Source organism: Streptomyces sp. NPDC033966 (genome assembly GCF_055575955.1).
Window position 1 is genome coordinate 474134 of record NZ_JBVIRQ010000001.1, and the last position, 18623, is coordinate 492756.

Genomic DNA, 18623 nt, shown 5'->3' on the forward strand with positions numbered 1-18623 from the left:
GCCCCCCTTGGTGGGGGCCGGGCCTTCCGGCCGTTTCCGGGTGCGGCGCCGCTGCCGGGGGCCCTGCCCCCGGGCCCCCGCGCCTCAAACTCCCCCGGCTACCGCTGGGAGGTGCCCCCAGGCGGGGCTGGGGGTGGCTCAAGCGCCGGCGAGGCTGAAAACACCTACGGTTGCGGTTCGAAGTCCCAGTAGGGGCGGGTCTGCTGGCGGGCCGAGACGGTGTGGACGTGCTGGGGGCCCAGGGTGCGGGTGAGGGCCTTCAGGCCGGCGTCCTCGTGCTTCGAGGCCTCCGCGTCCTCGCGGACCGCGCGGAGGTCCGCGGCCAGGGCGATCTGGGCGCTGAGGGCCATCGGGTGGTCGGGGCCCAGGACCCGTTCGGCTCCGCGCAGGGTCTCCCGGCTGAGCTCCAGCGCGGCCTCCAGGCGGCCGGTGATGTTGCGGTGGCCGGTGGCGTTGAGGGCGCAGCCCAGGGTCCAGGGGTGGCTGTCGCCGAGGGCGCCGCGCATGCCGACCAGGGCCTGTTCCGCGAGGTTCAGGGCTTCCGTGCGCTCGCCCTGGGCGCGCAGTACGAGGGCGAGGTTGCCGACGGTGCCGATGCTGTAGGGGTGGGCGAGGCCGAGCTGTGACTGGTAGCCGCGTACGACCTCCTCGGAGATCCGGCGGGCCTCCTCGATGTCCCCGTACTCGCGCAGGTAGGTGGCGTAGTCGGAGGCGACCATCAGGGTCCAGGGGAACTCGGCTCCGAACACCCGGGTGGAGCGTTCCAGGACGCTGCGCAGCCGGGAGCCGGCGCCGGGGATGTCGCCGGTGCGGCGCAGGCACTGGCCGAGGTTGTGTTCGGCGCGCAGGGTCTGCGGGTGGTTGGCGCCGAGGACCTGGACGTGGAGTTTGAGGCCCTGTTCCTGGCGGGCCAGGGCCTCGCGGTAGCGGCCCATGAGGCGCAGGCCCATGGCGCAGCCGATGCCGGAGGAGAGGGTGGCGATGTGCCGGACCCGCAGCACCCTTTCGCGGCGGCGCAGGGTGTCGAGGTCGGTGTCGTAGGCCTCCTGGTAGCGGCCGAGGAGGCGCAGGACGACGGCCACGTTGTTCTGGGCGCCGAGGGTGGTGGAGTCGTCCTCGCCGAGGAGTTCGCGGTAGGTGGCGAAGGCGTGCTCCAGCAGTTCGCGGGCCTCGTCGAACTTGGCGGTGCTGAGCAGGACTCCGGCGTAGGTGCTGGTGGCGCGCAGGGTTTCCAGGTCGCGGTCCCCGCGTTCGGCGAGGAGCCGGTCGGCGACGGAGCGGGCGAGGGCCTCGGCCTGCCGGAAGTGGCCGAGCATGCGCAGGGCGCCGCCGTGGTGGTAGCTGAGCTCGCGGACCTGGTCGTGGTCGTCGCCGAGCATGGCCCGCCAGACGCCGTCGGTCTGTTCGGCGAGCCGCAGGCAGGTGCGGTACTCGCCGGCGAGGATCAGGTAGCGCAGGCAGTGCAGCAGGAAGTTCTGGATGCGGGGGTTGCTGCTGGTGAGGACCCCGGCGTGGTCGAGGTGGGGGATGAGTTCGGCGTAGCGGGGCCAGAGCCGGGAGTCGGTGGGGCGGCCGGGGTCGGCGGCGGCGAGGACCTGGCGGACGGCTCGGGAGAGCTGGTCGGCCTCGTCCTCGGCGAGGTTCTCGCGGACGATGTTGTGGACCATGCGGTGGAGCTGGACGGTCTCCAGGCCGCCGCCCTCCTCGACGGAGAGGTCGGAGTACTCCAGGCGGACCACGGAGAACTGGACGAGCTTGTTGAGGGCGGCGTTCCAGCGGATCTGGTCGTTGAGGATCCCGGCGAGGTGTTCGGGGACCCCGTCGGCGGGGAACTCGCGCAGCAGGCGCAGCGGGACCCGGCCGGGGGCGAAGAAGACGAACAGCCGCAGCAGGGCGAGGGCGTCGGGGAAGTTCTCCCGGACGTTGTTGAGGAGTATGGCCAGCGCCGTCGGGAAGGGCAGCGGGTAGTCGTCGGAGAGGGTGACGGCCTCGTGGGAGTCGAGGCGGTGCTGGAGGAGGTTGAGGTACTCGCGGACGCCGAGGGGGGAGTCGGCGAGCCAGCCGGCGGTCTGGTCGAGGGCGAGCGGGTAGTCCTCCAGGGCTTCGGCGAGCTGGTCGGCCTCGTCGCCGGTGAGCCGGCGGGCCCGGCGGCGGATGAAGGTGACGGACTCGGGGCGGGCGTAGAGGGGGACTTCGACGAGGCTGGTGTGCCGGGCGGCCCATTCGCGGTTGCGGGAGGTGATGATGACGTCGCCGGCGCCGGAGGGCAGCAGGTCGGTGAGGTCGTCGGGGTTGTCGCAGCCGTCGAAGACCAAGAGCCAGCGGTGGTACGGGGAGCCGCGCCGCAGCGCCTCCAGTACGGCCCGGATCTGCTCGCCGTAGCTTCCGGCGCCGGGCGGCAGGCCGAGGGCGGGGGCGAGGTCGGCGAGGCGTTCGCGCAGGGTGGGCCGGTCCTCGGCGGGCACCCACCACACCACGTCGTACTCGGAGGCGAAGCGGTAGGCGTATTCGGTGGCGACCTGGGTCTTGCCGACGCCGGAGAGGCCGAGCAGGGTGGCGGTGGAGGCGCCGGGCGGGGCCTCGGTGAGGGCGGCGCGGAGCCGGCCGATGACGTCGTTGCGGCCGGTGAAGCGGGGGTTGCGGCGCGGGACGCGGCCCCAGATCTCGGGCGGGTCGTTGGGGAAGCGGGGTCCCCGGCGGCCGCTCTCGGTGCCGATGCGGTCGGTGGGCAGCTCCAGCCGGCGCAGTACGCGGTACTCGGCCTCGTAGGCGTCCAGGCCCCACAGGTCGGTCTTCTCCAGGGCGGCGACGGCGCTGGGCAGCGGGGCGTCGGTGAGGCAGACGGCGGCGAACCGGTCGGGGTGGGAGGCGGTGACGGTGCGCAGGGCGGTGTTCCACTCCTCGTCGGTGTGGGTGCCGGCGGAGAAGTAGCGCTCGCTGAGGACCACGAGGATCCTGCCGCCCGCCCGGGCCAGGTCGTCGAGGGCCTCGGTGAGCCCGCCGGGGCTGCTCTGCGGGTCCCAGCGCTGGAGGACGACGCGGTGGCCGTGTTCCTCCAGCCGGTGGGCGATCCACACCGCCCAGGGCCGGTTGAAGCCCGCGAAGCTGATGACGAAGCGCTGCGCGGGGGCGGCTCCGTCGCGGTCGTGACGCATGGCGGTACCGGTCATGCGGCCGTCTCCCTGGGGTCCGTGCGGTGGACGGGGTGCGGGGCGGTGCGGCTTGAAAGGTACCGCAGCGGACGGGGCGTCATACCCGTACGAACGGGGCGAGTTCGGGGTGTGCCTCGCACCAGGCGCGGCGTTCGCGTTCCAGGGTGCGGCGGGCTGCGGCGTGCTGGTCGCCGGGCGGCGGGGTGGCGTCCATGGCCCGCTCGGCGGCGGCCATGCCGTCGACGAACTCCCGCCCGGTGACGGTCAGCGCGGGGTGCGCGCGCAGGGCGGGCAGGACGGCGGCGACCTGGGCGCGGATCCGGGCGTGCTGGGCCCAGGCGCCACGGGCCCCGTAGAGGGCGGCGTGCTGCCAGTACCCGGCGAGGGCGAGGTGGGCGTACGTGCCGTGCAGCAGCCCCTCCAGGGGGCGCGGGTCGGCGCGCCAGGGGGCCCAGTGGCGGGGGGTGCGGTCGGCGGTGTGCAGGGTGAGGACGTCGGCGAGGGCGGCGAGTTTGCCGTGCTGCACCTCGTGGACCAGGGTCGCGGCCAGGGCGGGCGGAGCCTGCGCGCGGGCCAGGACGGAGCCGGCGGCGGCGGGCAGGGTGGCGCCGTTGGAGCGGGAGCCGCCGGCCAGCGGGACCACGGAGCGCAGCAGCAGGCCGATCTCCTCGGCGCGGGCGGAGTCGTAGCGGCCCAGCAGGGTGTGCGCGCCGGACCACTGGATGTCCCAGCGCTTGTGGCCCTTGGGGGTGAGCCGGCGGGCCGGGCGGACGGCGGCCGGGCCCGTGGCGGTGCCGGGGGGCGGGACCCGGTAGGGGTCGAGGTCGTCGAGGGAGGTGCGGGCGCCGCCGGGCAGGGCGTGCAGCGGGAGGGCGTCGGCGGTGTCCCAGGAGCGCTCGGTCAGGGCGAGCCGGCCGGGGCCGTGGGGGCGGAGCAGGCCGAGGGTGGGCAGGACGAGGCGGCCGTTGACGGGGCGCAGGGTGGTCTTGAAGCCGATTCCGGCGCGCAGCGCGGCGGCCACGGCGAGCGCCCCGAGGTGGCCGAGGTCGGGCGGGGGGCCCTGCGGGGCGTGGAGGCGGCGCAGGGTCTCCTCGGCCCAGACGCCGGTGGCGGGGTAGTGCAGTACGTCGTGCACGGCCACGGGGTCCTGGCGTTCGGCCTCCTCCAGGAGCGCCCAGTGCTCGGCGGTCTCCGCGCCGGGTGCGGCGTCGAGTACGGCGCGCAGCAGGAGCAGCCGCTTGGAGCGGCGTACGTCGTGCACGAGGCGGGTGCCCGCTTCGGAGGGTTCGGTGGAGGCGAGGGCGCGCAGGGTGTGGGAGCTGACGGCGAACCGGGCGAGGTCCCGCCCGGGCGTCCCGTGGGCTTCGGGGCCGGTCCGCTGGGCGGGGAGGCCGGTGTCGGTGCCGGTGCCGGTGCCGTGGGTCATGAGGCGGCCCGCCCGGCGGTGGTGGCGGCCTCGTGGAGGGCGCGGGCGATGTGCCGGATGACGGCCTGGAGGTCGGCGCAGTACACGGAGGGCTGGCGGAAGCCGTCCCCCGCCCGGTAGCGGTGCGGGTAGTGTCCGCCGCCGCACACCTCGACGAGTTCGCAGGCGCGGCAGCCGGCGGCGAGGGCGTCGCGGCCGAGCTGGCGGGCGGCGAAGCCGGGGTGGTCGAGGAGGTCGTCGAAGCTGTGGTGGTCCAGGGTCATGCCGGTCGCGGCGGCCCCCTCGTAGGCGGACTTCAGCGAGTCGGCCTGTTCGATGCTGCCGTCGGTCTCGACGACGGCGGTGGTGACGGGCGCCAGGCCCAGGGTCTCGGTGGCGGCGGGCAGGCCGAGCAGCAGGGCGATGACCTCCTCGAAGATCCGGATCCTGGTGCGCCGGGACCCGTCGTGCCACCAGCGTTCGAAGACGGCGAGGAGCCAGTCCCCGTACGGGGTCCCGTGCCCGGTGCGGCCGGGCGGCGGGGTGCTCCAGTTGGCCAGGGGCAGCAGCAGGCCGACGCTGGGCGGGGCGAAGGCGAGCAGGGACTCGTACGTCTCCACCGGGTCCTGGGCGATGTCCACCACGCAGAGCACCCCGGCGTAGCTGTCGGGGTGGCGGGCGAGCAGCCGCAGCCCGCGCGCGGCGGCGTCGAAGCCGGGCCGGCCCGTGTGGTCGACGCGGCGCCGGTTGTGGGCGGGCAGGCCGCCGTCGAGGCTGACGCCGACCCGGATCCCGGCGGCGGCCAGGGCGGCGATCCGGCCGGCGGTGAGCAGGGTGCCGTTGGTCTGTACGGCGGCGGTGACGCGGGTGCGGGGGGTGTGCCGGGCGACGGCGGCCCGTACGGCCTCCACGGGGGCGGCGAGCGCGGCGGGCGCGGCGAGGAGGGGCTCGCCGCCGTGCAGGACGAGGTCCACGCGGGGCAGTTCGTGGGCGGCGGCGTGTTCGGCGATCCGCTCGGCGGCGCGCAGGGCGGTCGCGGGTGCCATGGCGGCGGGGCGGGTGCGCCAGCTGCTGTCGGCCATCTCGTAGACGTAGCAGTAGGTGCAGGCGAGGTTGCAGCGGCTGTGCGTCTTGAGGACGAACTGCCGGATCGGCTGCGGGCGGTGGCCGGCGGCGCGGAGGGCCGGGACGTCGAGCCGGGCGTACGGCCAGCGGGCGTGGCGGGCGTGACCTGCGAGGGTCCGGTGCACGGGCGGCACGGGACCGCTCGTGATCGCTTGGCTCATCGCCTGTACCTCTCCCCTGCGGACGGTCCATCCCTGCCCTCGGCGGGGGCCCGGCTAACGGCGGAAAGTGGTCAACTCCGGCGCGGGGCGGCGGCCGTCAGGCGACGCCGGAGTCGAACGCGTTGAGGATTTCGGCCGGGTGCGTGACCCGGTCGACCAGGCCGTCGATGATCTCGGCGAGCACGGGGTGGTCGATCCCGCGCAGTGCGGCCAGGTCGATCCCGGTGAGGTCCGGGAGCCCGGGCCGGGGCCCGGGGCACGGGCGGGCCGGTGGTGGTGCTGCCGCTTCCTGACGTCCGGTCACCATGGGCTGCCCGTCCCCTTGTCGTGTGTGGTCCACTGCCCTTTCCCTGCGCCCGGCGGGGGGAAACGGCTCAGGTGCCCGCCTCCAGGGCGCGTACGCGGGCCCGGACGGCCCGGGCCCGTTCGCCGTCGGGGTCGCCCAGGCGCTGCCGGAGCTCCAGGGCGGCCCGGTAGGCGTCCAGGGCGGCGCGGGGGCGGGCGAGGCGTTCCAGGACCTCCCCGCGCAGCTCCTGGACCCGGGCGGCGAGCGGCAGCGCCGTACCGGTGGTGCCCTCGTCCCGGTCGGCCTCCAGTGCGGCGCGCCAGGCCCGCCGGTAGGAGTCCGCCGCGCGGTCGAGGCGGTCGGCGGTGCGGGTGTGGGCGTGGATCTCCTGCTGCACGTCCCCGTGCTCCCGCCAGGCGCGGGCCCGGTCCAGCGGGCCGTGGCCCTGCCGCACGGCGAGCTCCAGCAGGTACTCGGCCTCCCGCAGGTCGACCAGGTCCCCTTCGTAGGCGTGCCGCAGCCGCAGCCCGGAGGCCAGCCGCCGCAGCCGGTACGCCGCCCCCGGGTCGGACTGGGGCACGGCCGCGCGGCTCTCGCGCAGCACCCGTACGGCGGTGGAGGCGAAGCGCCGGCCGTCGGCGGCCCGGGCCCGGTCCAGGAGTACGTCCCCCCATTCGGGCAGCAGCTCCCCGAAGGCCTCGCCGTCCCGGGGGATCAGCCGCCGGGCCCGGCCGTACGCGCCGGCCGCCTCCTCCAGGGCCGCCGGGTCGCCGTCGCGCGCGTACCGGGCCCGGTGCACGCGGGCCAGGCAGAGCAGGGCGGCCAGCCGCAGCCCGGAGTCCCCGGCCGCCTCCTCCAGGGCCGACGCCAGCTGCGCGGCGGCCTCCTCCAGCCGTGCGGGCAGGTAGCGCAGTGCCGCGCCCAGCTCGACCCGCACCCGCACGGCGAGTCCGGGGTCGGGGGCGGGGCCGGGGCCGGGGCCGGGCTGCGGGGTGTCCGGCTCGGGGTCCTGGGAGCCGGTGTCCGGGTCGGGGGCCGGGGCCGGGGCCGGGGCAGGAGCCGGGGCGAGGAGGGTCGTCAGGGCCGTGGTCAGGGTGCCGGCCGCCCGCTCCGCCAGGGCTGTGCGTTCCGCCGGCTCCGGGGTGCGCGGCAGGAGGGCCACCAGGACGCGGCCCAGGGTCAGGAGGAGCTCCGGGTCCGGGGCCCCCTCCCCCGAGGCGATCGGCTCCAGGACGGCCCGCGCCTCGTGCAGCGGCCCCGCGTCGTCGCGCAGCGCGCCCAGCCGCAGCAGGGTCCGGGCCCGCAGTACGGCGCAGTCCCGGTGCAGGGCGGGGTCGGCGGCCGCGGCGGCGAACTCCCGGTCGGCGGCGGCCAGCAGCTCGGGCGCCGCGCCCGCCGCCACCGCCCGCTCGTACAGCACCCGGCCCAGCGCGGCCCGGCCGGCGGCGGTGCGCAGCCCGGTGACGGCCCGTTCGGCCTCGTCGAGGTGTTCGGGGTCGCGCTGGACGGCCCACAGCCGCAGCAGCACCCCGGCGAGTTCGGTCTCGGCCTCCTCCGGGGGGTCGTCCGGGCCGGGCGGGGCGGCCACGGCCCGGCGCAGCAGTGCGGCGGACTCGTACAGGGGCCGTGCGTCGGCGTCGGGCGTCCCCGCCGCGAGCCGCTCCCGGGCGGCGCGGACCGCCCAGCCGCGGCCGGGCGGCGGGTCGGCGACGGGGACCGGGACGGGCGGTGCGGGGGCCGGGGCCTCCTCGGGCGGGCCCGGCAGGTAGCGGCGTACGACCTTCGCGGAGACCCGCGCGAAGGCCTGCGGGAGCTGCCCGGGCGGCACCCGGCCGCCGTCCCACCCGGCGTCCGGGCCGGGTGCCGGGGCGGCGTCCGGCGCGGCCGCGGGCTCCCCGGTGAGCTGGGCGACGGCCAGCGCGGGGAAGTTGCGCACGCCCCGCCCGAAGTGGGCCAGTACGTACTCGGAGCAGTGCTTGAGCACCAGCGCGGCCTCGTCCCGCCCCAGCGGCCCGAGCAGCACCTCCTGCACCCCGGGCACGAACTCGTACCACTGCCCGGCCGGTTCCCCGCTGCGCCGCAGCAGTCCGCTGAGCAGGACCTCCGCCAGGTCGGAGGGTTCCGAGTCGGGCAGCATGGTGCGCTGGACCAGCCGCATGACGGGCAGGGTCAGCGGCGCCGCCGCCAGGTACACGGCGAGCTGGACGGCGCCGGGCGCGGCGGAGGAGCGGAACCGGCGCACCAGTTCGCGCGGCGGCCGGGCGGTGGGGGGCAGCGGTACGGGGGCGGCGGGGTGGCGGGCGAGGACGCGTCCCACCTCGGCGGGGACGGGCCCGGTGCCGAGTCCGGCGACGAGCCGGGCCCATGCTCCGAGGGCGATGGCGTTCGGCGGGAGCACGGGCACGGTGAGGCCTCCGGTGGGCCGCCCGGGCCGGGGCGGCCGGTCGGGCCGGAACCGCAGCCTGGGCCCGCCGCCGCCCGCTCCCCCGCCCCCGCCGGCCCGTTCCAGCACCCCGCGCTCGGTCGGCAGCCAGCTGCGGCCCCACAGCCGCTGCGGCAGTGGCTGTACGACGGCGCAGGGCGCGCACTCGGCCCAGCGGTGCAGCAGCCGCTGCGCCTCGCCCTCCCGCCACAGCGGCCCGGCGCAGTCGGAGACGACGATGGTCAGGGCCCGGCCGGTGGGGTCGCGCAGCTGGTCGCCGGAGCGCAGTCCCGGGCCGGGTGCGGGGCCGCGGCCGACGGCGGCGGTGCCGTCGGGGAGCCGGTGCAGGTGGTGGGCCTGGACGTCCCGGAAGGCGCCGAGGCGCTCGCACACGGACCGGAGTTCCTCGAACATCTCCCGCCAGACCGCCATGGCGGGCGAGGCGTCCATGACGAGCCGTACGGTCGCCTCGCGCCGGCTCTCCGGCCGGAACACCGGGATGACCAGTCCGAGGGCGCGGGCGCTGGCCTCGGCGGTGGCGGCCTCGTCGAGGACCGTACGGGTGGGGCGGCCGGGGGGCCGGTGCCGCTGGAGGGCGCGCAGGGCCCGCTGGATCTCCAGGATCCGGGGCAGTGCCGCCGCCCCGGGCACGCGTACGGGCACCCCGCCGGCCACGGGGATCTCGGCGGCCGCCCCGGTGTCGGGGGCCGGGGGTTCCCCGGCGGGGTAGAGGCTGACCGGGTCCTCGGGGTCCGGTTCCTCCGGCGCCGGCTCCGGGGGCGGCTCGGCGGTGGCCCCGGGCCCGGGCGGGCCGGCCGCTTCCCCGGGCGCGGCGGAGCCGGGCTCCGGGACGGCTCCGGCGGGCCGGGCCGCCGCGCTGCCGGCCTTCGCGGCCAGCCAGAGCGCGTCGGCCAGCTCCTCGGCGGACGGGTCGAGTCCGGCGGCGCGCAGCAGCCCGGCGAGGGCGCGGATGTCCGCGGCCGCGGTCCCGTCGGGGTGGGCGGGTTCCTGGGGCACCGCGGCTCACCTCGGGCGGTCGAGGCGCTGGATGAGCAGGTCGGCGAGGTCGTCCCGGCTCGGCGGGGCGGCGTAGTGGGTGAGGTAGATGGCGTTGAGCAGCTGGTCGGCGGCGACCAGTTCGGAGCGGGAGCGGGTGAGGAACTCCCGGATCAGGTCGGCGCCGAGCTGGGCGGCCTCCTCGCCCAGGTGGGCGCGGACCATGGTGGCGAGGCGTTTCTCGCCGGGCTGGCCGAGCTTGAGCTGGATGCAGCGGCGCAGCAGCGCGGCGGGGAAGTCCCGTTCGCCGTTGCTGGTGAGGATGATGAAGGGGAAGGCGCGGCAGCGGACGCGGCCGTCGCGGACGGTGACCTTGGCCCCGTCGTCGGTGAGTACCTGCACCTCGGGTTCGGAGTCGGCGACGCGTTCGAGCTCGGGGAGGGTGAACTCGCCTTCCTCCAGGACGTTCAGCAGGTCGTTGGGCAGGTCGATGTCGCTCTTGTCGAGCTCGTCGACGAGCAGTACCCGGGGGCGTCCGGTGGGCAGCAGGGCGGTGCCGAGGGGGCCGAGCCGGATGTACCTGCCGATGCCGGGCGGCGCGCCGGCGGAACCCGGGCCGCCCGCCGCGGCGGCTCCGGCGGCGATCTGTACGTCCTGGAGCCGGGCGAGTGCGTCGTAGCGGTAGAGGCCCTCCTGGAGCACGGTCCTCGACACCACGGGCCAGCGCAGCACCCGGCCGAGTTTCAGCTCGTGGGCGACGGCGTGCGCGAGGGTGGACTTGCCGGTGCCGGGGTAGCCGGTGACCAGGAGGGGCCGGCGCAGGTAGAGGGCGGCGTTGACGGCCTCCAGTTCCTCCGGCTCGGGGCGGTGCAGCTCGGCGGCCTGCCGGTGGGCGCCGAGGCGGCGGGCCACGTTCCCGTCGGGGGCCGCGGCGGGGCCGCCCGGTTCCACGGCGGGGCCGCCGTCGAAGTCCCGCCAGGGCGGCGGTTCGGGCAGGGCCTCGATGCCGTCGTGGGGTTCGCCCACGCCCCGGTAGATGAGCCATTCCTCGTTCACGCCCGCTCCCTCCCGCACGTCCCGCACGTCCCGTACCCCGCACCGGCTCCGCCGCCCGCTCCCGCTCCCCCGGTCGGCACCGCTCGCCCGGCCGGCCCGGGAGCCCGGCTCACAGGTCCCCCCGCAGCGGCTCGTCCTCGGGCAGCGCCCGTGCCGGGTCGTCCCACACGAGGGCCATCCCGGCCGCCCAGTAGGCGTCGGGGTCCGCCCCGTACGCCCGTTGCCGCAGGGCCTGGAGGCGCTGCGGCAGCACCGCCCCCCGGCCCGCCTCGGCCAGTTCCTCGCGCAGCCCCCGGTGGAAGGGGGCGCAGGAGGCCCCCGGGTCGGCCGGTGGCCTGCGGCCGACCACCACCCCGTAGCCGGCCTCGCGTACGGAGTGCAGCGCGCCCAGGGTCGGTTCGGCGTCCGCCGCCCGGCAGAGCACCGGGACGGTGTTGTCGAGCAGTCCGGCCAGCCAGCCCGGCGAGGGGCTGCGGGGCCTGCCGCGGAGGCAGTCGGCCCGCTGGTCCAGGAGCGGGCCCGCCTGCACCCGCGCCCACCGCCCGGCCGAGACGGCCCCGCCGGAGCGGAACACCACCGGCCGCTGCACCCCGACCGGTGTCCCGCCGGACACGGCCCACTCGTCGACGGCGAGCCCGAACAGCTCGGGGGCGACGGCGACTTCGAGGAGCGCGGCCGCCTCGTGCGTGTCGCACCGCCGGAACCCTTCGGCGAGCGGGGCGCGCAGTGCCTCGGGCAGGGCCGCCAGGGTGGCGCGTACGCCGGCGGCGACGGGGGTGACGCGGTCCGGGCGGGCCGGTCCGGCCAGGACGGACACCCGCCAGTCGTAGACGTCCTCCCAGCCGTGCGCCCAGGCTTCCAGCAGCACCGAGGGTCCCGGCGGCAGCCCGGCGTGGCGCCGGGCGGGGCCGTGCGCCTCCCGGCCGGCGGCGGCGCGCCGGCGGCGTTCCCGCTCGGCGAGGCCGCGTTCGTGCCGCTCGCCCAGTTCCCGGCGCAGGGGGCGCCACAGCCGCTCGGCGGTGGCCCGTACCCAGTCCCACAGTTCCTCGTCGGCGCCGGGGGCGGGCGGCTCGCGGTAGTCGGCCACGCTCACTCCGGTCGCGTACCGCAGCATGGCGGCGGCCTCGCCGCCCGCGCCGGGCGGGTCGTGCAGCAGGCCGAGGCCGTCGCGCCAGCTCAGCGGGGCGGGCAGGGTGGTGTCGGGTTCCTCGCCCCTCGCCTGCTCGGCGAGTTCCCGTACGGCCTCCGACGAACCGGGCGGCGGCAGTTCCGCGAGCAGTCCGCACAGGGTGGTGCGTTCGCCGGGGGTGAGCCGGCCGCGCCCGCCGTACGGGTCCGCTTCCCCGGCCGACAGCAGATCGTGCACGTCGGTCCAGGTCCTGCGGCTGTCGAGGTCGCTCAGGTGCCGGTCGTAGTGGTACAGGTCGTGGGCCTGCATGACCCTGCGGTAGAGGCCGGTCTGGCCGGTGGCGGCCATGGGCAGGGTCCGCAGCTGGGCCACGGACACGGCGAGGCCGCCGCCGACTCCGTTGCGGCGGGCCTTGACGACGCCGACGACCTCTCCGCGGGCGAGGTCGACCACGGGGCCGCCGGACATGCCGGCTTCGATCTCGTCGTCGTCGCCGAGGCGGATCGCGGCCCCGCCCGCGGCGATGCCGCGCAGCCGGGTGGTGCGGCCGGTGATCTCGCGGAAGCCGAGTTCCTCGGTGCAGCCGAAGTAGGCGGCCTCGTCGAGGCGGGGTCTGGCCCGGTCGGTGAGCCAGACGCAGGCGTGCGTGACGGGGGCGAGGACACGGACGAGCGCCAGGTCCGGCAGGTCCCACAGGGCGCGCCGGCCGGGCCGCCGCTCGTCGAGCCGTTCGGGCAGTACGCATTCCACCCGGCCCGTGACCGTCCCCGTGGCGCCGTCGCCGCCGGGACCCCCGGAACCCCCGGAGAAGAAGGTGATGCCGACCTCACGCCCGGCCAGCCGCACGGCAGCACCCCCTTCGCCGACCACGTGCGCGCACGTCAGGACCCAGCCCGGGGCGATGAAGAACCCGCTCCCCCACGTCGGCCCCGTCCCAGGGCTCTCATACCCGTCCGGGGGCGCGTGGACGCGTACGGTGGCGGCCCGGACGAGGGGTTCCAGGAGCTCGAAGGCGCGCGCGGATCCGGCCGTGCGCCCGTCCGGCATCTCCGGTCCCCCGTCCCCCGCTCGCCCCGTGAAGGGCGTCCAAGGTAGCGCCGGGTGACGGGCGGACGGGAGGGTCTCGGGGGTAAGCGGATTATCCTGGCGGGAAACACCCCCATCACCACCACACGGCACGGAGCCCGACTTGTACTTCACCGATCGCGGCATCGAGGAGCTGGAGAAGCGGCGCGGCGAGGAGGAGGTCACCTTCGAGTGGCTCGCCGAGCAGCTCCGCACGTTCGTCGACCTGAACCCGGACTTCGAGGTCCCGGTGGAACGCCTGGCGACCTGGCTGGCCCGGCTGGACGACGAGGACGAGGACGACGAGTAGTCCCAGCGGCGCGTACGCACGACTGAGGGGCCCGACCGCGCACGGTCGGGCCCCTCAGTCGTGTGCCGCAGGGGCGCCCAGGATCAGGCGGCCTTGGTCTCCCAGAAGATGCGGTCGATCTCGGCGATGAGCTCCAGGGCCTTGGCGCCGGTCGCCGGGTCGTTCGACGCCTTGGCGGCCGAGAGGGCCTTCAGGGTGTCGTTGACCAGGGTGTGCAGCTGCGGGTACTTCTCGAAGTGCGGGGGCTTGAAGTAGTCGCTCCACAGCACCGAGACGTGGTGCTTCGCGAGCTCGGCGCGCTGCTCCTTGATGGTGATGGCGCGCGCGCGGAAGTCCGCGTCCTCGTTGGCCTGGTACTTCTCCTGGACGGCCTTGACGGACTCGGCCTCGATGCGGGCCTGGGCCGGGTCGTACACGCCGCAGGGCAGGTCGCAGTGGGCGGAGACCTTCACCTTGGGGGCGAAGAAGCGGGAAAGCATTGGAGTGGGTCCTCCTCGTGATCGTCTTCTCAAGGGTGGAGATTACTCGCTGAGAATCCGGAAATCGCGGGCGCCCCCATGGGCTTAGGACAAAAGTCCAGCCCCGGCCGAGCGGGGGTGAGCGAACGTACGGGGCCGTACGGCAGCATGCGGGGAACGATGAGGAGGCCGGAGATGGTGCGGAGCAGGCAGGCGCGGGTGCGCGTCGGGATCACCGAGGTGACGGGGCCGTCGATGGTGCCGACGCTTGTGCACGGGGACCGGCTGGCGGTCCGGTACGGGGCGTTGGTCCGGCCGGGTGACGTGGTGGTGTTCCGGCATCCGCTCCAGCAGGACCTGCTGGTGGTCAAGCGGGCGGCGGAGCGGCGGCCGGGCGGCTGGTGGATGCTCGGGGACAACCCGTTCAACGAGACCGGGGACAGCACCGACTACGGCGCGGTCCCCGAGGAGCTGGTGCTGGCGGTGGCGTTCCTGCGGCTGCGGCCGCGCCCGGCGGGTCAGCGTTCGCTGAGGGAGCGGCTGTCCTGGGCGTGGTCGGCGGTGCGGCCGCTGCGTGCGGACGCTTCGGCCTCCAGCCGCTTGCGGGCGCGGTAGGCGGCGACGTTGGCCCGGGTGGCGCAGCGGTCGGAGCAGTAGCGGCGGGAGCGGTTGGTGGAGGTGTCGAGGTAGGCGTTGCGGCAGGGCGGCGCCTGGCACAGGCCGAGGCGGTCGGGGCCGTGTTCGGTGACGGCGAAGGCGAGTCCCATGGCGGCCATGGCGGCGTAGCCGGCGGAGGCGTTGGAGGGGTGTTCGGCGAGGTGGAGGTGCCAGTCGGGGCTGCCGTCGTCGCGGACGGTGTCGTGGCCGGTGACCTGGGGGCTGACGGGGAACTCCATGAGGAGGGAGTTGAGGAGGTCGACGGCGAGGGCGTGGTCGCCGCCGTCGGCGGCCTCGAAGACGGCGCGGAGCCGGCCGCGGACGTTGCGGAAGCGGGTGACGTCGGTGTCGGTGACCCGGCGGGCCATCTGGACGCTGGCGCCGAAGAGGGCGCGGACGTCGTCCACGGAGGTGAGGGCGTCCTTGCTGCGGGCCGGCTCCTCGGTGTTGACCAGGCGCACGGCGAAGTCCGAGTAATGGGCCAGTTCCACTTGTAGTCCTTACGGCTGCGGATTAGTGTCTGCATCAGCCGGGTAACGGCTGCTTAGGCTTCGAGGGTATTACGTGTGGAGGGGTTCGGGATGGCGGACGCTGTGACTGGCTCGTTCGGTACGGACTGGCGGGCCTGGCAGGAGAGCTGGGACCGCCAGCAGGAGTGGTACATGCCCGACCGCGAGGAGCGGTTCCGGGTGATGCTGGACATGGTGGAGGCCTTCGTCGGCCCCTCCCCCCGGGTGCTGGACCTCGCGTGCGGTACGGGAAGTATCACGGACCGGCTGCTGCGGCGGTTCCCGGAGGCGACGAGCACGGGGCTGGATCTCGACCCCGCGCTGCTGACGATCGCCCGGGGCTACTTCGCCGGGGACGACCGGGTCACCTTCGTCACCGCCGACCTCAAGGACCCCGGCTGGCGCGCGGCCCTCCCGTACGACTCGTACGACGCCGTACTGACCGCGACCGCCCTGCACTGGCTCCCCAGCGCGGAGCTGGCCGCCCTGTACGGGCAGATCGCGCCGCTGGTACGCCCGGGCGGGGTCTTCATGAACGCCGACCACATGCCCGACCCCGCCACCCCGCGGATCGGTGCCGCCGAGCACGCCCACCGGCACGCCGGGATGGACCGGGCGCGGGCGGCGGGGGTCCTGGACTGGCGGGAATGGTGGGCCCTGGCGGCCGCCGACCCGGTGCTCGCCGGTCCCACCGAGGCCCGGTTCGAGATCTACGGGGAGCACGCCGACGGCGACACCCCCGACGAGGCCTGGCACGCCCGCACCCTGCGCGCGGCCGGGTTCGCCGAGGCCCGCTCGGTCTGGCGCTCCCCCTCGGACGCCTTGGTCCTAGGTCTGCGGTAGGAACTTCGCGCGCACGCGCCGCAGGGGCGGTACGGGAACCCGTACCGCCCCTGCGTCAGCGTTTCGCCGGCTAGAGCACCTTGGAGAGGAACGCCTTCGTCCGGTCGTGCTGCGGGTTGCCCAGCACGTCGCGCGGGTTGCCGGACTCGACCACGACGCCGCCGTCCATGAAGACGAGGTTGTCGCCGACCTCGCGGGCGAAGCCCATCTCGTGGGTCACCACGATCATGGTCATGCCCGACTCGGCCAGGTCCCGCATGACGTCGAGGACGTCGCCGACCAGCTCCGGGTCCAGGGCCGAGGTGGGCTCGTCGAAGAGCATCAGCTTCGGCTCCATGGCCAGCGCGCGGGCGATCGCCACGCGCTGCTGCTGGCCGCCGGAGAGCTGGGACGGGTAGTTCCCGCCCTTGGTGCCGAGGCCCACGCGGTCCAGGAGCTTGACCGCGCGCTCGCGCGCCACGGCCTTGCTCTCGCCCTTGACCATGACCGGGGCTTCCATGACGTTCTCTATGGCGGTCATGTGCGGGAAGAGGTTGAAGCGCTGGAAGACCATGCCGATGTCCCGGCGCTGGGCCGCGACCTCGCTGTCCTTCAGCTCGTAGAGCTTGTCGCCCTTCTGCTTGTAGCCCACCAGCTGGCCGTCGACCGAGAGCCGGCCGGCGTTGATGCGCTCCAGGTGGTTGATGCAGCGCAGGAAGGTGGACTTGCCGGAGCCGGAGGGGCCGACCAGGCAGAAGACCTCGCGGGGGGCGACCTCGAGATCGATCCCGCGGAGGATGTGGGCGGCGCCGTACGACTTGTGTACGCCTTCGGCCTTGACCATCGGCTGGGCGGTCACTTCGCCACCTCCGTACGGCGGAACATGTTCAGGTTGGCCTTGAGCCGCTCGAAGGGGGTGGGCGGCAGGCTGCGCAGCGAGCCGCGGGCGTAGCGGCGCTCCAGGTAGTACTGGCCGACGCTGAAGACGCTGGTCAGCGCGAGGTACCAGATGGAGGCCACGAAGTACATCTCGATGACCGCGCCGGCGGTGCTGCCGATGTTGGAGCTGGCCCGCAGGAGTTCGGTGTACTGCACCGCCGAGACCAGGGAGGAGGTCTTCAGCATGTTGATGAACTCGTTGCCGGTCGGCGGGATGATCACGCGCATCGCCTGCGGCAGCACGACGCGGCGCATGGTCTGCGTCTGGGTCATGCCGAGCGCGTGCGAGGCCTCGGACTGGCCCTCGTCGACGGACTGGATGCCCGCACGGACGATCTCCGCCATGTAGGCGCCCTCGTTCAGGCCGAGGCCCAGCAGGGCGACCATGAACGGCGTCATGACGTCGACGGTCTCGTTCTTGTAGATCGGGCCCAGGTTGATGTACTGGAAGATCAGCGGGAGGCTGAACCAGACCAGCAGCTGCACGTAGACCGGGGTGCCGCGGAAGAACCAGATGTAGAGCCAGGAGACGAAGCTCGTGACCGGGTTCTTCGACAGCCGCATCACGGCGAAGAGGATGCCCAGCGCCAGGCCCAGCGCCATGGCCGAGATGCTGATGATGATGGTGTTGCCGAGGCCGGTGAGGACCGCGGGGTCGAACAGCTTGTCGCCGACCGTGCCCCAGATGATCTTGCCCTGGGAGAACGCGTAGACGAGCCACGCGAGCACCGCGGCGACGACCACGGCGCTGATCCAGCGGCCGTAGTGCCGTACGGGGATGGCCTTGATTGCCTCGTAGGGGTTGCCCGAGGCGCCGGGCCCGGCCGGAGTGGCGGCCGGACCCTTGTCGATCTTGTCAGTCACAATGACTGCCCTTCAGTGGAGCGCTCGGTCTTACTTTCCTGCGTTGACCGTGGCGGACTGCACGGCGCTGTCCTTCACGTTCCACTTCTCCAGGACCTTGGCGTAGGAGCCGTCCTTGATGATGGCGTCGAGGGCTTCCTTGAGGGCGTCGCGCAGCTGGGTGTTCTCCTTGGAGACCGCGATGCCGAAGAGGCCGACGTCGGCCTGCTGGCCGCCGACCTCGAAGTCGTTGCCGCCGCCCGAGGTCTTCGCCGTGTAGGCGGTGACCGGGAAGTCGTTCAGGTCGGCGACGGCGCCGCCGGCCTTGACGCGGGTCTGGGCCTCGGCGTCGGTGTCGAAGGCCTCGATGGTGAGCTTCTTGTCACCGCACTTCTCGGCCTGCGCCTTGAAGGTGTCCTCGTACGTGGTGCCGCGCTGGACGGCGACCGTCTTGCCGCAGAGGTCGTCGAGGGACTTGATGTTGTCCGGGTTGCCCTTCTTGACCAGGAGCGAGACGCCGGAGGAGAAGTAGTCGACGAAGTCGACGCCCTTGCCGATCTTCTGGCCCTTGTCGTCGAGGCCTTCCTGGCGCTTCTTGTTGTCCGTGATCGAGGACATCGCGATGTCCTGGCGGCCGGTCTCCAGGGAGGTGATCAGGCCGTCGAAGGTGCCGGAGGTGAACTGGAACTTCACGCCGAGCTGCTTGCCGAGGGCCTCGGCGATGTCGGGGTCGACACCGACGATCTTCCCGCCGTCGACGAACTCCATCGGCGCGTAGGCCGTGTCCGAACCGACCTTGATGACACCGGCGTCCTGGATCTTCTTCGGAAGCTTCGAGAACAGCGGGGCGCTGTTGTCGGTCTTGCCCGACGGGGTCGAGGAGCCGTTGCCGTCGGTCTGGTCGCCACATCCGGTGAGGATCAGGGCGCCGGCGACCGCGATCGCGCCGACCGCGGCGATCCGGGACCGGGCGGCGGTCGTACGACGGGTGGTGCTTGCGGTCATGAGCGGTTCCTCCGGCAGGGGTGGAAAAGCATCCGAGAGAAGGTCGGAGCACGCACCATCGAGTGTCGCGACCTTGTGTGATTACGGCATCTTGCCATTCGGACTGACGCATTCAGGGTGCCCGTCAGGTCAAAATCAGATAACGGGCGCCCCCGACTAGCCAACAGGACTGCGGGCAAGGCCCATCGGAGCCGCACAAACCCCCGTGACCTGCCGTTTTCGCCTCACTATTTACGGTGCGTCTCGGCTGCTGGACAGAGAGATTTGGACTTTTAGCCAAAAC

15 protein-coding genes are annotated in these 18623 nt (G+C 74.6%); 3 read left to right on the forward strand and 12 right to left on the reverse strand.

Features of this window, described 5'->3' with window-relative positions; genetic code table 11:
* Nucleotides 1–164: 164 nt before the first annotated feature.
* The 7 genes from fxsT to ACZ518_RS02200 form a co-directional block, all read right to left on the reverse strand.
* Nucleotides 165–3170 carry an FxSxx-COOH system tetratricopeptide repeat protein gene (fxsT, locus tag ACZ518_RS02170; RefSeq protein WP_469111120.1) on the reverse strand — a complete coding sequence of 1002 codons (3006 nt, stop codon included), beginning with the start codon at nucleotides 3168–3170 and terminating at the stop codon, nucleotides 165–167.
* A 79-nt stretch (nucleotides 3171–3249) separates the two neighbouring features.
* Nucleotides 3250–4578 (reverse strand): HEXXH motif domain-containing protein, encoded by a 1329-nt coding sequence (locus ACZ518_RS02175; RefSeq protein ID WP_469111121.1) that lies wholly within the window; start codon nucleotides 4576–4578, stop codon nucleotides 3250–3252.
* Nucleotides 4575–5843 carry an FxsB family cyclophane-forming radical SAM/SPASM peptide maturase gene (locus tag ACZ518_RS02180; RefSeq protein WP_469111122.1) on the reverse strand — a complete coding sequence of 423 codons (1269 nt, stop codon included), beginning with the start codon at nucleotides 5841–5843 and terminating at the stop codon, nucleotides 4575–4577. Before ACZ518_RS02180 ends, ACZ518_RS02175 begins: the two co-directional genes overlap by 4 nt.
* A 97-nt stretch (nucleotides 5844–5940) precedes the next feature.
* The gene (gene fxsA / locus ACZ518_RS02185; protein ID WP_469111123.1) at nucleotides 5941–6150 is read right to left on the reverse strand and encodes an FxSxx-COOH cyclophane-containing RiPP peptide; all 210 of its coding nucleotides are present in this window, start codon (nucleotides 6148–6150) and stop codon (nucleotides 5941–5943) included.
* A 67-nt stretch (nucleotides 6151–6217) separates the two neighbouring features.
* A complete protein-coding gene (locus tag ACZ518_RS02190) occupies nucleotides 6218–9568 on the reverse strand; it encodes an SAV_2336 N-terminal domain-related protein (RefSeq protein ID WP_469111124.1) in 3351 nt (1116 codons plus the stop codon).
* 6 nt (nucleotides 9569–9574) lie between these two features.
* Nucleotides 9575–10603 (reverse strand): AAA family ATPase, encoded by a 1029-nt coding sequence (locus tag ACZ518_RS02195; protein WP_469111125.1) that lies wholly within the window; start codon nucleotides 10601–10603, stop codon nucleotides 9575–9577.
* Between the two features lie 109 nt (nucleotides 10604–10712).
* Nucleotides 10713–12779 (reverse strand): VMAP-C domain-containing protein, encoded by a 2067-nt coding sequence (locus tag ACZ518_RS02200; RefSeq protein ID WP_469111126.1) that lies wholly within the window; start codon nucleotides 12777–12779, stop codon nucleotides 10713–10715.
* 142 nt (nucleotides 12780–12921) lie between these two features.
* On the opposite strand from ACZ518_RS02200, the gene ACZ518_RS02205 reads away from it, so the two are divergent.
* A complete protein-coding gene (locus tag ACZ518_RS02205; protein ID WP_007266501.1) occupies nucleotides 12922–13107 on the forward strand; it encodes a DUF6104 family protein in 186 nt (61 codons plus the stop codon).
* Nucleotides 13108–13190: 83 nt separating this feature from the next.
* Here the strand turns inward: ACZ518_RS02205 and sodN are convergent, their stop codons facing one another.
* Entirely contained in the window at nucleotides 13191–13586 is a 396-nt protein-coding gene (gene sodN, locus ACZ518_RS02210; RefSeq protein ID WP_007266490.1) for a superoxide dismutase, Ni, read from the reverse strand.
* Between the two features lie 174 nt (nucleotides 13587–13760).
* Between sodN and sodX the strand changes: the two genes are divergently transcribed.
* Nucleotides 13761–14180: a nickel-type superoxide dismutase maturation protease gene (sodX, locus tag ACZ518_RS02215; RefSeq protein ID WP_469111127.1), complete on the forward strand. Its 420-nt coding sequence runs from the start codon at nucleotides 13761–13763 to the stop codon at nucleotides 14178–14180.
* On the opposite strand, the gene ACZ518_RS02220 is transcribed toward sodX, so the two are convergent.
* A complete protein-coding gene (locus ACZ518_RS02220; RefSeq protein WP_469111128.1) occupies nucleotides 14084–14713 on the reverse strand; it encodes a CGNR zinc finger domain-containing protein in 630 nt (209 codons plus the stop codon). The genes sodX and ACZ518_RS02220 overlap by 97 nt on opposite strands.
* 90 nt (nucleotides 14714–14803) lie before the next feature.
* Between ACZ518_RS02220 and ACZ518_RS02225 the strand changes: the two genes are divergently transcribed.
* Nucleotides 14804–15574, forward strand: a complete 771-nt coding sequence (locus tag ACZ518_RS02225) for a methyltransferase domain-containing protein (RefSeq protein WP_469111129.1) — start codon at nucleotides 14804–14806, stop codon at nucleotides 15572–15574.
* Nucleotides 15575–15644: 70 nt separating this feature from the next.
* On the opposite strand, the gene ACZ518_RS02230 is transcribed toward ACZ518_RS02225, so the two are convergent.
* Genes ACZ518_RS02230 through ACZ518_RS02240 form a run of 3 tightly spaced genes read right to left on the reverse strand, consistent with a single transcriptional unit; the run spans nucleotide 15645 to nucleotide 18340 of the window.
* Nucleotides 15645–16397, reverse strand: coding sequence for an amino acid ABC transporter ATP-binding protein (locus ACZ518_RS02230; protein WP_362468031.1), 753 nt, complete (start codon nucleotides 16395–16397; stop codon nucleotides 15645–15647).
* Nucleotides 16398–16408: 11 nt separating this feature from the next.
* Nucleotides 16409–17356, reverse strand: a complete 948-nt coding sequence (locus ACZ518_RS02235) for an amino acid ABC transporter permease (RefSeq protein WP_469111130.1) — start codon at nucleotides 17354–17356, stop codon at nucleotides 16409–16411.
* Nucleotides 17357–17386: 30 nt separating this feature from the next.
* On the reverse strand, nucleotides 17387–18340 hold the full coding sequence (locus ACZ518_RS02240; protein WP_469111131.1) for an ABC transporter substrate-binding protein: 954 nt from the start codon (nucleotides 18338–18340) through the stop codon (nucleotides 17387–17389).
* Between the last annotated feature and the right edge of the window lie 283 nt (nucleotides 18341–18623).

Bases quoted from the DNA above. Each gene is read 5' to 3' on its own strand.
- fxsA (WP_469111123.1), bottom strand. From the start codon at position 6,150: ATGGTGACCGGACGTCAGGAAGCGGCAGCACCACCACCGGCCCGCCCG.
- ACZ518_RS02200 (WP_469111126.1), bottom strand. From the start codon at position 12,779: ATGCCGGACGGGCGCACGGCCGGATCCGCGCGCGCCTTCGAGCTCCTG.
- ACZ518_RS02175 (WP_469111121.1), bottom strand. From the start codon at position 4,578: ATGACCCACGGCACCGGCACCGGCACCGACACCGGCCTCCCCGCCCAG.
- ACZ518_RS02230 (WP_362468031.1), bottom strand. From the start codon at position 16,397: ATGGTCAAGGCCGAAGGCGTACACAAGTCGTACGGCGCCGCCCACATC.
- ACZ518_RS02225 (WP_469111129.1), top strand. From the start codon at position 14,804: ATGGCGGACGCTGTGACTGGCTCGTTCGGTACGGACTGGCGGGCCTGG.
- ACZ518_RS02240 (WP_469111131.1), bottom strand. From the start codon at position 18,340: ATGACCGCAAGCACCACCCGTCGTACGACCGCCGCCCGGTCCCGGATC.
- sodN (WP_007266490.1), bottom strand. From the start codon at position 13,586: ATGCTTTCCCGCTTCTTCGCCCCCAAGGTGAAGGTCTCCGCCCACTGC.
- sodX (WP_469111127.1), top strand. From the start codon at position 13,761: ATGGTGCGGAGCAGGCAGGCGCGGGTGCGCGTCGGGATCACCGAGGTG.
- ACZ518_RS02180 (WP_469111122.1), bottom strand. From the start codon at position 5,843: ATGAGCCAAGCGATCACGAGCGGTCCCGTGCCGCCCGTGCACCGGACC.
- fxsT (WP_469111120.1), bottom strand. From the start codon at position 3,170: ATGACCGGTACCGCCATGCGTCACGACCGCGACGGAGCCGCCCCCGCG.